General features: G+C 59.6%; 7 protein-coding genes and 3 pseudogenes. 3 read left to right on the plus strand and 7 right to left on the minus strand.

Annotation, left to right across the window (positions count from 1 at the left end; genetic code table 11):
• From AWB74_RS41270 to AWB74_RS41300, 6 genes and pseudogenes are all read right to left on the minus strand, one after another.
• A pseudogene (locus AWB74_RS41270) lies at positions 1 to 212 on the minus strand (extracellular solute-binding protein); the annotation flags it as partial.
• Between the two features lie 96 nt (positions 213 to 308).
• On the minus strand, positions 309 to 635 hold the full coding sequence (locus AWB74_RS41275; RefSeq protein WP_160110382.1) for a hypothetical protein: 327 nt from the start codon (positions 633 to 635) through the stop codon (positions 309 to 311).
• Positions 636 to 1,116: 481 nt separating this feature from the next.
• Positions 1,117 to 2,436 carry an MFS family transporter gene (locus tag AWB74_RS41285; RefSeq protein WP_061152309.1) on the minus strand — a complete coding sequence of 440 codons (1,320 nt, stop codon included), beginning with the start codon at positions 2,434 to 2,436 and terminating at the stop codon, positions 1,117 to 1,119.
• A gap of 1,331 nt (positions 2,437 to 3,767) precedes the next feature.
• Complete coding sequence (locus AWB74_RS41290) at positions 3,768 to 4,805, minus strand: sulfite oxidase (RefSeq protein ID WP_200822109.1); 1,038 nt, start codon at positions 4,803 to 4,805, stop codon at positions 3,768 to 3,770.
• A gap of 1,178 nt (positions 4,806 to 5,983) precedes the next feature.
• A complete protein-coding gene (locus AWB74_RS41295) occupies positions 5,984 to 7,711 on the minus strand; it encodes a peptidoglycan D,D-transpeptidase FtsI family protein (RefSeq protein WP_087039507.1) in 1,728 nt (575 codons plus the stop codon).
• Positions 7,712 to 7,905: 194 nt separating this feature from the next.
• Complete coding sequence (locus AWB74_RS41300) at positions 7,906 to 9,888, minus strand: aconitate hydratase (protein ID WP_200822110.1); 1,983 nt, start codon at positions 9,886 to 9,888, stop codon at positions 7,906 to 7,908.
• A gap of 320 nt (positions 9,889 to 10,208) precedes the next feature.
• Here AWB74_RS41300 and AWB74_RS41305 point away from each other — a divergent pair, with 320 nt between their 5' ends.
• From AWB74_RS41305 to AWB74_RS41320, 3 genes and pseudogenes are all read left to right on the plus strand, one after another.
• Complete coding sequence (locus AWB74_RS41305; RefSeq protein ID WP_061152311.1) at positions 10,209 to 10,520, plus strand: high-potential iron-sulfur protein; 312 nt, start codon at positions 10,209 to 10,211, stop codon at positions 10,518 to 10,520.
• Positions 10,521 to 10,837: 317 nt separating this feature from the next.
• Positions 10,838 to 11,812 (plus strand): cysteine synthase A, encoded by a 975-nt coding sequence (locus tag AWB74_RS41310; protein ID WP_061152317.1) that lies wholly within the window; start codon positions 10,838 to 10,840, stop codon positions 11,810 to 11,812.
• 853 nt (positions 11,813 to 12,665) lie between these two features.
• A pseudogene (locus tag AWB74_RS41320) lies at positions 12,666 to 13,764 on the plus strand (class I SAM-dependent methyltransferase); the annotation flags it as partial.
• A gap of 505 nt (positions 13,765 to 14,269) precedes the next feature.
• On the opposite strand, the pseudogene AWB74_RS41325 reads toward AWB74_RS41320, so the two are convergent.
• Positions 14,270 to 14,422: pseudogene (locus AWB74_RS41325) on the minus strand (HU family DNA-binding protein); the annotation flags it as partial.
• Positions 14,423 to 14,504 lie beyond the last annotated feature (82 nt).

Here is a 14,504-nt window from a genome sequence, read left to right on the forward strand (position 1 = left end):
GCGCACTTCCCGGACGACATCAACGTCAAGTTCTCGTTGAAGCCGTTCGAGCTCGCTCCGGGCGGCCCGTCGTTCCTTAGGAGGTCTGCATAGAAGGCGATCGCCTTGCGCCACTCCGGCGTATCAATCTGCGCTTTCCAGTTTTCATCGAACCAGCGTCCACCGAAGGTGTTCACCACGGTCGATACGTACGCCATGTTTTCACCCCAACCCAATCCTTGGTCGTATAGCGCCGCTCGAGGGTGAGCTTTTCCGGGCTGCGTCCCGTCTCTGGGGTGAGTTTTTTCGGGACTGCACTGGGTGAGCGCTCAGCCATCGTCACGCTCTCCGTCCTCCGATTCGAGCGGGGGCGCGGGCGGCATCCGCGGCGTCGATCGCCGCGCGACGCGCGCCAGCAGCGCGCGCGCTTGAACCGGAAACGTCGCGGGAAACCGCTCGCACAGCGTCTCGAGCAGCGTCTCGAGCAGCGGCCGCGCCTCCCGCAGACGCGCGGCGACGCCGTCTACCGACCCTCCACCGAGGCCAGCCCCGTCGCGTTGCGTGCCCCAGCCCGGGCGCTCGGCGAACACCGCCTGCTGCAGCACGACCGCGGCACCCCGTTCCGCGATGCGCTGACGCACAAGCACTGAAGTCATCGCGCAACACCCCCACGCCGTAAGTCTGGACCAGCGCGGTCAGTACCATGAGTTCGCCCCGGTCCAAGGTCGCCGGCACCGGCAGCGTCACGCCATGCGCCGCATAGCGAATGGCGATGGTGCGGCGGCTCGCCGTAACGGAGGCGGGCAAGCTCCTGGTCCGGCAACGCATCAGCGGCGTCGTTAGTAGAACCGTGGTGGATCCCGCCGTCGGGCCGGCCCGGCGCGTCATCGCATGGAGTCTCAACCTGTGGCGCAAACTCGCAGACGACCACGGTTTTGAGCGCGACGGTCACGGTCGAGGCGAAGTGCTGGATGTCCACGCCGACGACGCCTGTCCCTCGCAACTTGAAAGAGAGGAGTATAGTAAAGGCCCGCCGAAGCGGAGCGCGATGTCAGCGTTGTCAATCGTTCTGGACCCAAGCACAGAGGGATTCAGAATGAGTCACAACAGCGCGGCTTCGAATCCGACAAATACCACTCAACTTTCATGATGCAAGTAGCGCGGCACGCGTGGCAGGCGCAGTGCGGTGACGAAGGCAATCACCATCATTACGGTCACGTACCAGAAGAAGTCCGATTCGTGGCCGACAGACTTGAGGGCGAGCGCGACGTATTCAGCCGAACCACCGAAAATTGCGTTGGCTATGGCATAGGCCAAGCCAACACCGAGCGCACGCACTTCCGGCGGAAACATCTCCGATTTGACGATACCGCTGATCGATGTGTAGAAACTCACGATTGCAAGCGCGAGAACAATCAGGAAGAAGGCGAAGATGGGATTGGTCACGTGATGCAGCGTGCTCATGACGGGCACCGTGGCGAGCGCGCCTAAAGCGCCGAACAGCAACATGTTATTGCGGCGGCCGATCCGATCCGATAAGGCGCCAAACACCGGCTGCAGACACATGTAGACAAACAGCGCAGCCGTCATGATGCCGCTCGCGGTCTTGATCGACATACCGGCCGAATTGACCAGGTACTTCTGCATGTAGGTGGTGTACGTGTAGAAAATCAGCGAGCCTCCGGCCGTAAAGCCCAGCACGGTGACGAATGCCGCTTTGTGATGCGTGAACAGGCCGCTGATGGTGCCTGCCTGACTATTCGTACGGCTTTCGGCACTCGCGGTTTCGGTGAGGGTACGACGTAGATAAAGTGCAACCACAGCCGTGATCGCTCCGACCACGAATGGAATGCGCCAGCCCCAGGCCTTAAGTTCCTCCTGACTCAGTAACTGTTGCAGCAGCACCACCACCAGCACGGCCAGCAGCTGTCCACCGATCAGCGTCACGTATTGAAACGACGAGAAAAAGCCGCGCTGCCCGCGTAGCGCAACCTCACTCATGTAGGTAGCGGTGGTACCGTATTCGCCGCCGACCGACAGGCCTTGTACGAGCCGCGCGATCAACAGCAGAAAAGGCGCCCACGCACCAACGCTCGCGTAGGTCGGTAGGCAGGCGATCAACAGTGAGCCACCGCACATCATGGTGACCGAGGTGACCATCGAAACCTTCCGACCCTTCCGGTCGGCAATGCGACCGAACAACCAGCCACCGATCGGGCGCATCAGGAAGCCTGCCGCGAACACGCCCGCTGTGTTGAGCAACTGGGCCGTAGGATCCGACTTCGGAAAGAACGCCGGCGCGAAATATAGCGCACTGAATGCATAGACATAGAAGTCGAACCACTCGACAAGGTTGCCTGAAGAGGCCGCGACGATCGAAAAGATGCGGTGGCGTTTTTCCGCACTTGTGTAATGCTGACCCGAGTCTGGCGCATCGTTAGAAGGGGTAGTGGTCATGATTCTTCCCGTCCTCATTGGAACTTGTCCACTCATGCTGCGCCACGCATCGATCGATGTCTCTACCGAGAACTCCGGATGTCGTCTAGGCTCGGCCTTTACTAACCATGCCCGGGTCGATGTCTGCGCAAGCCTCACGGGTGAATGGCGCCGGGAAACTGGAGACCGTCTTTGCTGGAGTTAGGCCGCCATGGACACTCCAGCGAGTGCTCAAAGTAACGGCCTTCCACTTCGGCCGGCGGCAAGTTGCCGAAGGGCCAAGCAGGCGTCGGTGATTCAATCTATCTACCCATTCAAGCGTGGCGAGCTCGACAGCCGTACATTGCGCCATGGGCTGCGAAGATGAATCACTTCTGTCTTTCAAGGGCAGTTGATCGGTTTGGCGAGTGCGCTTTCGTATGAATCGCCAACGCTGCTGACAAAGGGTTGCAATACCTGTTCAGACTTGTTTTACCCAAAGCTCCCCAACGCGATGCAATGGACTTCTAAAACGCATGGAGATTTTTGAAACTCTTGCGCAAGTGTTAGCCGGGACACATGGCCTTGGCATGGACGGAAGACATTGAGGAGTCGGCGAGCGATGCGTTCAGGGCTGCAAGGTTGGGCGACACCCCGGCTGCCTCCGCCTCGTAGCGCTTGCTCCTCAGTTATGCGAATGACCGCAAACTTCGTGTTTATAGCGGGCGATGCCGCCCAATCGAAGGCTGTGCCTTTTTTACATGAGTTACCTCCCGCGCCCAACGGTCACGTGACGCGGGTTTCGAGCTCTTCAAAAGATTACCGAGATGTCCGTATTTTCCAGACGAACGAATGATTCAGGCTTGTGGGGTAAAACCAAGTATTGCCCCCACGGCGGATGATCTTCCACCCTAGTACCTGCAGCTAATCGTCGATTATGCACCGCCTGCTCCAGCGCGTCCATTAAGTCGGTGCACGCTGAACTTGATACCCCTCCATCGGACGATGCGTCGCGCCAGCACATCGATGGCGAAGGCAAATCGGCGAAGTTCTTGCGATGTGGCCACAAGTGTAGCGTGCGACATCCACGGCGCGTGCGGTCTTGTCGCCTAGTTGCGCATGGTCCGCGCGACAAGATGCGTTTTTATCACTGATAGTAGTTGGGATCAATTTGCCGCGTCGCACCCTGCAGGCTTGGCCACATCATCAACCGCTCAACGGTGCAACGTGCGATTCTGAAATCAGCTCACAGCAGCTGTCGCCATTTCTTGCGCGCACGATCCACTCGAAAATCCTAAACTCGCCATATGTGCTGGCACAGCAAAGCATCACGCTGAATCTCAACGGAAATCTACGGAAGCGGCATACTCCTGCTATGTCAACTGAATCCGCCGCGTCACCTGCCCGTTGCTTTCCCAATAGGTGCGCTTCGTCGCGATGCGCGGGTCGTCCATCGCCGGTTGTACGTTGCCTCGAGCGTCAATGGCGCGCGAAGTGATTTTGTGTTCTCCGGGCGTCGCGTTTTCCCATTTCACCGACCAAATCTTCCACGCAAATTCGGCCTGATGGCTTCGGTCAATGGTGGCTTCCCGCCACGGTCCATCGTCGACCTTCACTTCGACGCGGGCAATGGGGGCGCCCCAAGCGGCACCGACAATCTGATATTGCCCGTCTTTCCGAGTAACTCTTGCCGGCAAAGATTTGATCAATGCACGACCTACGGAGGTTTCCGCAAACACGGTCTGTCCGTTGTGCTGCTCTTCGCGGATAGTGACGTAGTCGCGTGCCATGAAGCGGTTCATGAAGCGAGCTTGCCTCACCTCGATGCGCTTGAGCCACTTGACGTTTGCAATGCCATACCACCCCGGTGCAATCAGCCGCACTGGAAACCCGTGGGACGGGGAGAGTGAAACGCCGTTCATTTCGTAACACAACAGCACATTGGAATCCATTGCATCGGTGAGCGACATACTGCGAGCGAAGTGCTGTGGCATCCTGATCTGCCGGACCTCCTCGACCCCTTCATCACTGCCCCAAAAGACGACCTCGCTCGCTTGATCGCGCACGGCAGCTTGTTTGAGCAGCGGGGCCAGCGGCGTACCCGCCCATTTGGCGGTGCCAATTCCGCTAGTGAACCATGGAAATCCGTGATTGCCGCTGCACTCGAGCGTGAACACGACCTCCTGCCTTGGTAGGGCCTTGATCGCCGGCAGCGTCAAAGTGACCGGCTTCTTTACTGAGCCGGTGATCTCGAGGTTCCACGCTGTCGCGTCAATGATCGGCTTGTTGTAGTGCGCAACCCGAAAGAAACTCTTATTCGGTGTAATCCAGGACGTCAGATCTTCCCATCGTGGCAAGTTTTCAACGACCCCGCCGCTAGGATTTTCCGGCGGTTGATCGAGCCACGGCACCACCTCCTCGCTAGGCCGACTCGGAAACGCATGCGTCCACCACGACGTTTGTAGCAGTGCTAACGCCGTGAGTCCTGCGCTACCTCGAATAAGCATCTCGCGACGGGAAACGTCTCGCCTGTTCATCAGAACACCTCCTTTCGGCGCATCCGCGCCACCCGTCCAGCTGAGGACGCCGGCGCGTAACGAGACGCCCGCATCTGCGTCGCTTACGAACTAGCAACTACTTATAGGCGTGCATAACGGTGATGTAAATATCGTTTACCCCAAAACGCAAGGTTTCATAGCGTACGTTCGTAAAGAATCTGCGTCGGATGGCATCAGGGATTCATGGGCTTAACCGAATGAAGGCGATGCAGATACGAGTCCGTTCAAATTGGGCCATGCAAGAGAACAACAACCGCCCGTTGCGAGTTCTGCCGTTGAAAATCGAAGCCATCAACGGATACTGAAACCCAGAAAAGGTGTGCTTCGTACGACGGCGTGGACAGCGACAAGCTATCTCACAAACCCGGTGCTGGCCGCACTGCTCGGTGCCTGGCACTGCCCGGGCAAAAGCGTGCGGCTCGAGATGCGTTCAACGCTATCTCACCTCAGTCTCATATTCGCACTCCTACTGTAGCGGCTATCCCCAAAATCCGACTGCGGGCGGGCTTGCGCTCGACCACCGGATAGAGCAGTAAACCGACGCTTTTCCCGAGCACCCTGAGCGACACTGAATCAGCCGCGTATGCGGCACACGAAATGGGTTGGCACCAACTCTATGCCGGTGTACGGATCTTGAAGCGATAGAACATCATTGGAACGTGTGCATCGCGTCGGTCAACGAACCACGCATGTCTGCCGCACGTCAAACAAGATGAGAACGGGGTTGCAGGCGATGCCCGGATTGTACGGCGCTGTTTCATGCATCAACTCGCTGCCTCTACCCGCGCATTTCAGAGACGTTTCTCGTCGCCGCATTGCGCCGGGGTTGGAGTGGCGGCCAAATACTCGCGTCTCGAGGCTGCGCATGCGTGACTACGCGATGACCGACGACGTGTTTGCCTCACACGTGTCAGCAGTGAAGGCGACATTCGGATCGCGCCGGAGCGCAGGTCGTGAATGTCAGCCAAGAGTGTCTGCGCCGACCGCAAACTGAGCCACTGTAGGGGTGGAGGTGGGCACATTTATATGATTCATACACCGGCCCCTGCGTCGCTCCTGTCCGGCGTTACGTTGAGCAACTGCATTGTCTGCTCGGCGATGTCGACAAACGGTGGTCCGGCAACCGCTCCTCCGAAATGTGAGCCTCGAAGCGGCCGGTCGATAGACGCCGCAATGACGACGCGCGGGATTTTTGCCGGCACGATACCTACGAAGGTCGCCCGATACTGGCTATGGTCGTAGCCCTTTGCGGTCCACTTGTATGCTGTGCCTGTCTTACCCGCGACGCTGTAACCGGGCACTGCAGCCTGCGGCGCAGTTCCGTCCGCGCCGACCACGCTTTGCATCATCGTACGCATCTCACGGGCGACCTGTCTCGAAAACACACGTCGTCCGACCGGCCGACCGAGGTGCTCTTTGGGGACACGGATGGTTGCCGGAACGACCCACCCCTCGTTGGCAAAGCTCGTGTAGGCCTGTGCGAGTTGCAGCAACGACGCGGAGAGCCCGTAACCGTACGACATCGTCGCCTGCTCAATGCGTCGCCAGCGCTTATAGGGCCGCACTTGTCCCGCCGCTGCGCCCGGCAGCCCGGCACGGGGCTTACGTCCGAGTCCGAGCGCCTGGAAATTGGCATACATGTCGTGCGCGGACAAGAGCAGCGCGATCTTCGTCGTTCCAACATTGCTTGACTTCTGGATGACGGCTGTCGTTGTCAACGGACCGAAGTTCTTATCGTCATGGATAGTGCGGCCATCGAGACGGAGGCGTCCGCCGTCGGTCGGTACGATCGTGTTCGGTGTAATGCGATGCTGCTGAAGTGCCAGTGCGATCGTCAGCGGCTTCATCACTGAACCAGGCTCGAAAATGTCAGTCACTGCGCGGTTGCGCATCGCCATGCCCCTGCGCGCCGCGCGCTCATTAGGGTCGTAGCTTGGCCAATTGGCCATCGCGAGGATCTCGCCCGTGCGCGCATCCAGTACGATCGCGGACCCAGAGCGCGCATCGGTGCGCTGAACGGCGGCCCTCAATGCTTTAAAGGCGGCATATTGAATGGGGCGGCTTATGGAGAGAGTCAGGTCGGCACCATTGCGGGGTGGACTCAATGCCAGGGTTTCAATCACCTGTCCCCGCGCGTTGCGCAGAACACGGCGCTGTCCATCTTCACCACGCAAGGTCTTTTCAGCAACCCGCTCCATGCCTTCCTGGCCGCTGCCATCAAGGCCAGTAAAGCCCGTCACCTGAGCTGCAATTTCACCCTCGGGATAGAAACGCCGAAAATCCTCCTGGGCGAAAAGCCCAGGGATGTCAAGCCGCAACGCGCGTTCCGCGATGTCGACGGGCACCTCGCGCTTCAGATACGCGAAGTTGCGCTTAGCCGCGTAGATGCGCAAGATGTCGGCTTGATTCATCCCGAGCAGGCGCGCAAGTGTGTCAGCTTGCTGCGAGGAGATGCCCACTTCCTCGTCAGCTGCATCGACACAAACCGAGCGAACTGGAATGCTGGCCGCGAGGGAGCCGCCGTTACGGTCGAAAATGCGGCCACGCGACGCGTGCAGCGGCAAGTCCCGCACTTGCCGGATGTCTCCCTGCTTGCGATAGAACGCGTCGTCAACGCCCTGTACCCAGAAGGCACGAACCGCAAGCGCCAGGAACGCGACGGCAAAAACACCGCCGACGGCGTGAGAGCGCCATTTGTGCTGTGGTCGAGCCGGGATTCCTGAATGCAAAAAGCTGATGTATTTTTGGCTTCGTCTCATAGGACGATTATGCAGGAGGTAGTCATCGCATCGCACCTACCGCATTCGATTACCGGTGCTTCTCGCCAGCTCTGATAAATTCTTTCCCATGTTTATCAGCGTCGCTCGCAGCCGTCCCGGTTGATGCCGTTTCATGAGGCGCTGGCGGTCAACCGTTGTGCTTCGTCGCGAGCTTCCCGAGCGGACCGCCCGCATCAGGGCTGGCCACCCCGCGCCTTCATCCAGCAAATCAGACCGCCTTGCAATACGTACTCGATTTGCCGGTGCGACAACGCGTGCGATACTGTGAATGCCTGTCCTCTCGTCGTATTCTCGACCGTCAGCTGCGCACCTGCAATAAGCGCTTTCTGCAAACCGGCGACGCGGATCGTGTCGCCCGCCTCGATGCGCCCGTAGTCGCCTCCATCGACGAAACTGAGCGCCAGTACGCCGAAGTTGGCCAGGTTCTGCGCATGGATGCGCGCGAAGCTTTTCGCCAGTACCACGCGCAGGCCGAGGAAGCGCGGAGCCAGCGCCGCATGCTCGCGACTCGACCCCTGCCCATAGTTGCAGCCGCCCACGACCGCATGGCCTTGTGTCTGCTTCGCGCGCTCCGGATACGTCGAGTCGATGGCCTCGAACGCGAACTCGGCGATCTTCGGAATATTGCTGCGAAACGGCAGCACCCGCGCACCAGCGGGCATAATTTCGTCGGTGGACACGTCATCGCCCACCTTGAGCAGCACCGGTATTTCGAGCGTATCGGCAAGTGCTTCGAACGTCGGCAGCGTCGCAATGTTCGGCCCCTTCTCCAACACGACCTTCGCGGCTTCTTCGGCTGCCAGCGGTGGCACGAATATGCCGCGATTGACGAGGGGATCATCTGGGTCGGCAATTCGCGGATAAGGGATGCCAAGCGTGCGCGGATCAGTGATGACGCCGCAAAGTGCGGACGCGGTGGCCGTCTCCGGGCTCACCAGACATACCTTGTCTTCTCGGGTGCCGGAGCGCCCCGGAAAGTTGCGCGGCACTGTGCGCAGCGATATGCCCTTCGTCGCCGGCGCTTGGCCCATGCCTATGCAGCCGTTGCAGCCAGCCTGATGCAAACGCGCGCCGGCATGCAGCAGGCTCAGGATGTGCCCATCCTGCACCAGCCTTTCGAGCTGCGCCCTCGAAGTGGGATTGACGTCGAATGACACACGATCGTCGATCACGCGATCGCGGGTCATCACCGCCGCCACGGCGAAGTCGCGATAGCCGGGGTTGGCGGATGAGCCGATGTAGGCCTGCTGGATCGGCTCGCCCGCGACTTCACGCACCGCTCGCACATTCCCCGGACTTGAAGGCATCGCGATTAGCGGCTCAACACTGGCAAGGTCGATTTCGTCGTTCACATCGTAATCTGCGTCCTCGTCGGCCACGAGTCCGCTCCAGTCCGCTTCCCTTTTCCAGGCACGCAGAAAGCGGCGCACCTCGGTATCGGAGGGAAAGACCGTGCTCGTCGCGCCAAGCTCCGCTCCCATGTTGGCGATCACATGCCGGTCCATCGCACTGAGCGCGTCGAGGCCCGGACCGTAGTACTCGATGATGCGCCCCACACCGCCCGCGACGCCGTGCCGGCGCAACATCTCGAGAATCACGTCCTTCGCGCTCACCCATTCCTGTAACCGTCCGGTCAATCTGACGCCCCAGATTTCAGGCATACGCATGAAAAACGGCTCACCGGCGATGGCAAGCGCGACTTCCAGACCGCCCGCGCCGATGGCCAACATGCCGAGCGCGCCTGCCGCGGGTGTATGGCTGTCGGAGCCCAGAAGTGTTTGACCCGGCTTACCGAAATTCTCCTGGTGACACGGATGACTGACGCCATTTCCGGGCCGGGAATACCACAGCCCGAAGCGCCGACTCGCACTGCGCAGAAACAGATGATCGTCAGCGTTCCTGTAGTCTTCCTGGATTAGATTGTGGTCGACGTATTGAACGCTCAATGAGGTCTTTGCCCGTTGCAATCCCATCGCTTCGAGCTCGAGCATCACGAGGGTCCCGGTAGCGTCCTGGGTCAACGTCTGATCGATGGCAATGCCGATTTCCTCGCCGGGACTCATCTTGCCTTGCACTAGATGGGAGCCGATCAGCTTTTGCGCGACATTCTCTTTCATGACTGCATCCTCCGCGGTCAGATGCACGATGGCTTGCACGTGCCTGCGCGCCGACATGATGGTTGCACCGAATGAGCGCTGCCGATGACGTGGCGATGCGTGGCGACGCGATGCCGGACGGAAGGCACGTTTCAATATATCACAACGTGATATATTGGAGCGGACTTAGCCTAGTGTTGCGAGGTTCACGAAAACGAAAGATGTGTCGATTGCTGATGCGCGCCGATGTGACAGAAGCTTCTGCGCTCGTGTGGCGTATGCAGTCGATTTATGCCGGGCAGAAAGGTCCGGGTCGATGGGCCCGGACAGAAGATTCTGTCTCGCGACCCACCCGTTGTGTTCCGTAAGGAGTTCCCGTCATGCCACTCACACGCCGTCGTTTCATGATTCTCGCTGCATCCGTCGCCTCGACGACGGGTCTTTCCACCGAGTCGCGCGCGGACGCCCCGGTGCTTTCCGAGAGCGATCCGACCGCGCAGGCGCTCGGCTACAAGACGGACGCGACGAAAGTCGACAAGACCAGGTTTCCTCGCTACGAGGCCGGACAGACCTGTGCGAATTGCCAACTCTATCAGGGCAAGGCGGGCTCCGCGAATGGCCCCTGTCCGACTTATGGCGGCAAGCTGGTCGAGGCTAAAGGCTGGTGCAACGCTTACGTGAAAAAGGCTTGAGTCGGGCGGTCTCTCATCCATCGCTCGAGAAAATTCAAGCAAAGAAACGAGAACTGAGATCTTTATACACGTGCCGATCGGGGCGTGGTCGCTGAAGCCATCCCGCTTGTTATAAACGTCAGCTTCAATTTGTCATCGACATCAACCACCAATATCCTCGCACTGGCGAACAACCAGGGAATCATGGCCAAAGCCCTGAAGTTCATGATATCCGCGTACTCGACCGGCACTTCGGAGATCGGTTACATGCAGCCGTCCGGATGGCCCTGCTCTATGCTTGCAGCCTAGTGTTCGCGCTGAATGGTAAGGAGACCGACATGGACGTACGACAGGGATTCGCCGGTTGTGTGGGCCGCACTCCGCTGATCCGGCTGGCCAGGCTGAGTGCCGAAACGGGCTGCGAGGTCCTCGGCAAGGCCGAGTTCATGAATCCGGGCGGCTCGGTGAAGGATCGCGCGGCGCTCTATATCATCCGCGACGCCGAACGGCGTGGCGCGCTGAGGCCGGGCGGGACGGTCGTCGAAGGCACAGCCGGCAATACGGGCATCGGGCTCGCGCACATCTGCGCGGCCCGCGGATATCGCTGCGTGATCGTGATCCCGGAGACGCAATCACCGGAGAAGATGGCGATCCTGCGCACGCTCGGCGCAGAAGTGAGGGCGGTGCCGGCGGTGCCATATCGCGATCCGGACAACTATCAGAAGATTGCGGGCAGGCTCGCGAACGAACTCGACAATGCGATCTGGGCGAATCAGTTCGACAATCTCGTAAACCGCCAAGCGCACTACGAGACGACGGGACCGGAAATTTGGAGCGATACGGCAGGAACTGTCGATGCATTCGTGTGCGCAACCGGCACCGGTGGCACGCTGGGTGGCGTGAGCCGCTACCTGAAGGAGCAAAATCCGAACATCCGCGTCGTGCTGGCCGATCCCCATGGCAGCGGTCTGTACAGCCATGTGAAAACCGGCGAAATCAAGGCGGAAGGCAGTTCGATTACCGAGGGCATCGGTTCGACGCGCATCACCGCGAATCTCGAAGGCTCGCCGATCGACGACGCGGTACGCATCGACGACCGGGAATGCGTGACGATGGTCTACCGCCTGCTGCGCGAGGAGGGCCTGTACGTCGGCGGCTCGACTGGCATTAATGTGGCGGCGGCCGTCTGGCTGGCCGGCGAGTTGGGCCCGGGACACACAGTCGTTACGCTGCTGTGCGATCGCGGCGACATCTACCGCGGCCGGCTATTCAACCGCGACTGGCTGCACGAAAAGGGACTTGAGCCGACCTGACGGAAGACCAGCCGCCGCGCCGCAACCATGCGTGCGGGTTTTAATTTCCCACGACGAGGAGGTCGATTCTGACGCCATGCGTCCGATACCGGACGCCCACTTCCTGACGGCAATATTGGTGAGCGCAGAGGGTTGCGCTGACGGATACCACCATTGAAGAGGGTGATCCGGCAGCAAGAGGAAGCGTCTGCCGCGCATCTCTCGTAATCGGGCGCGAAGCCGCCGGCGATCGCCTTCTTTCACGTAGAAACGCTTGACCGCAGCCCATGCGATACGGTGGGAAGCCGTTGCGCTGACGGATACGCTCCTCCTTACTTTACCTAGGCGGATGAAGCCTGCATCGGTGATCGGAGTGCTTGCCTCGCAGTGGCAAAACCAATTGTTACTGCGCACTTTCGAGCATCAGTTTCCGATCATCCTACGACGGATCGTTTCAATGCCTCGCGCAGCAGAATTGCGGTTGGTCAGCGCGGTCTACGCTGCGCAACACCCGAACGACGCGGTTCTCTTCGAACGGATCGCGGAGACGCCTGCCTGGCGTGCTGCCATGAGATGCACGAGAGAGTGAAGCTTCCGATCGTTGAGTTTCCGCACCATAGGGCGCGAGTCGCGCCGTGCGCGCGCACGGATGGTGTAGCCACTACAACAATACATCGCAGCGAACGCCGCGAATGGGATCCTTTCGTCGGGGTGGGTGCGCGCGACGATCGGTGTGTAGGCTGATAAACCCGAGGCGAAAACCAAGTCCCGATTTGCACGTTCGAAAAAAACAACTGCAACTCATAGGCCGCATAGCTAGGTGTCGTTCCAGCCGTCGTCACGGCACCGAAAGGAGTGGTTCCCTCGCACGAAGCCGGCGATCACGCTGCATGCGAAATCGGTGGCGGCCATGCCGCTTCTGCTGTCGCCCGGGCTCGACACGCTGGGCGAAGCCTACGTGGAAGGGAAAATCGATATCGACGGGAGCCTCGCCGACATCATCGACGTCGGCAATGCGCTCGCCAGAACCTGCCCGACAGCATCGGGAAAATGGCGCCGCGTCGAACACTATTTCACGCATTCGAAGGCTGCCGACAAGCGGGCCATTCAGTACCACTACGATGTCTCGGACGACTTCTACAAGCTTTGGCTCGATCGCCGCATGGTCTACTCCTGCGCCTACTTCGAGAACGGCGATGAGGATCTCGCGACAGCCCAACAGAAAAAAATCGACCACATTCTTACCAAGATCCAGCTCCGGCCGGGTCAGACGCTGCTCGACACCGGCTGCGGTTGGGGCGCGCTCGTCATTCGCGCGGCACGCAAGTTTGGCGCACGGTGCATCGGCATAACGCTGTCAGAAAACCAGTTCGACTGGGCCACGGAACTGGTTAAGGCAATGGGCCTGACGGATCGTGCGGAAATCCGGTTGCAGGATTATCGCGAAGTGACGGGTTGCTTCAACCGCGTGACGAGCGTCGGCATGTTCGAGCATGTGGGCTGCAGCAATCTTCCCCAGTATTTCACAGTATGCAAAGCCTTCTTGCTGAAGAGGTATCGCTATGAACCACGGCATCACTTCAACTAGCGCGAAATCGGACGAGACAGGATTTGGCGGCGGCGCATTCATCGATAAATACGTGTTTCCCGATGGCGAGCTGCCGCATCTGAGCCTCGCGCTCAATGCCATGCAGGAAGGCGGGCTCGAAGCGTTCGACGTGGAAAACCTGCGCCGGCACTATGCGCGAACGCTGCGGCTGTGGAGCGCCAACTATGAAGCGAATGCGGCAAAGCTGCGTGAAATGGTCGACGAGCAGACATTCCGCGTCTGGCGTATCTATCTGGCTGGCTGTGCATACGCGTTCGAGAACGATGATGTCGCCATTTACCAGATCGTCGAGCGCAAGGCGGGCACGCGCGCTAGCAAGCTGCCGTGGTCACGTCGATACATCTATGACGGCTACGGCGGCTGAGCGGCGCGACAGTGATTTCCGCCGTTTCGTAGACGACTTCTTTCGAACGTCATCGATATCTGCAGGCGATACGAGGCCTGATCGAACCCGACTGTTGGCCAAGTCCGGTTTCATGTAGAGGGCGTCGCCCAAGGCCCCGGCCGGGTATGGCGATTGCGCATTTACCGATAATCGTCATTCCTTGTGGCCTGCCGCGATTACTCTGTTGGCGGGCTTCTTTTTGTCGTATCAGAACGCCACACAGCCGGCCTGTAGGACGATTCTGACGCTCCTGCGCGCTGAACAGCTAGAGCGAGGGCAACACTACGGTGTCTGCATGTAAAGCTTCTGCAGCACTTTGCCTGGAAGCCATCGCGATCGGATAGCCATTCGCGATGGGGTTACTCGGATAGGCGATATACATTGTCATTCGGGTCTTGGGAGCTTCCGAATGCTGACGGCAACGAACGCCTGACCGCCGTCAAGCTCATCAATTTGCTGCCGCTGGACGGTCAACTTTCCTAGGTCAGCGGCAACTCAAACCCGCCTCGGATAACGCAGCGTTTACGGCATCTTTGAACGCTTTGCCCGCCGTGAATTTGACTGTCTTCGCAGCAGCGATCTTGATCGCCTCGCCGGTTTGCGGGTTGCGACCTGTCCGGGCGGCACGTTCACCGCTACTAACAGGTCGTTGAAATACCTCGTCGAACGGTCATCCTGAATGAAGCGGTGAACGTTGAATCTGATGTCATTAACGAGAG

The organism is Caballeronia arvi (assembly GCF_001544695.2).
Classification (GTDB): Bacteria; Pseudomonadota; Gammaproteobacteria; order Burkholderiales; family Burkholderiaceae; genus Caballeronia; species Caballeronia arvi.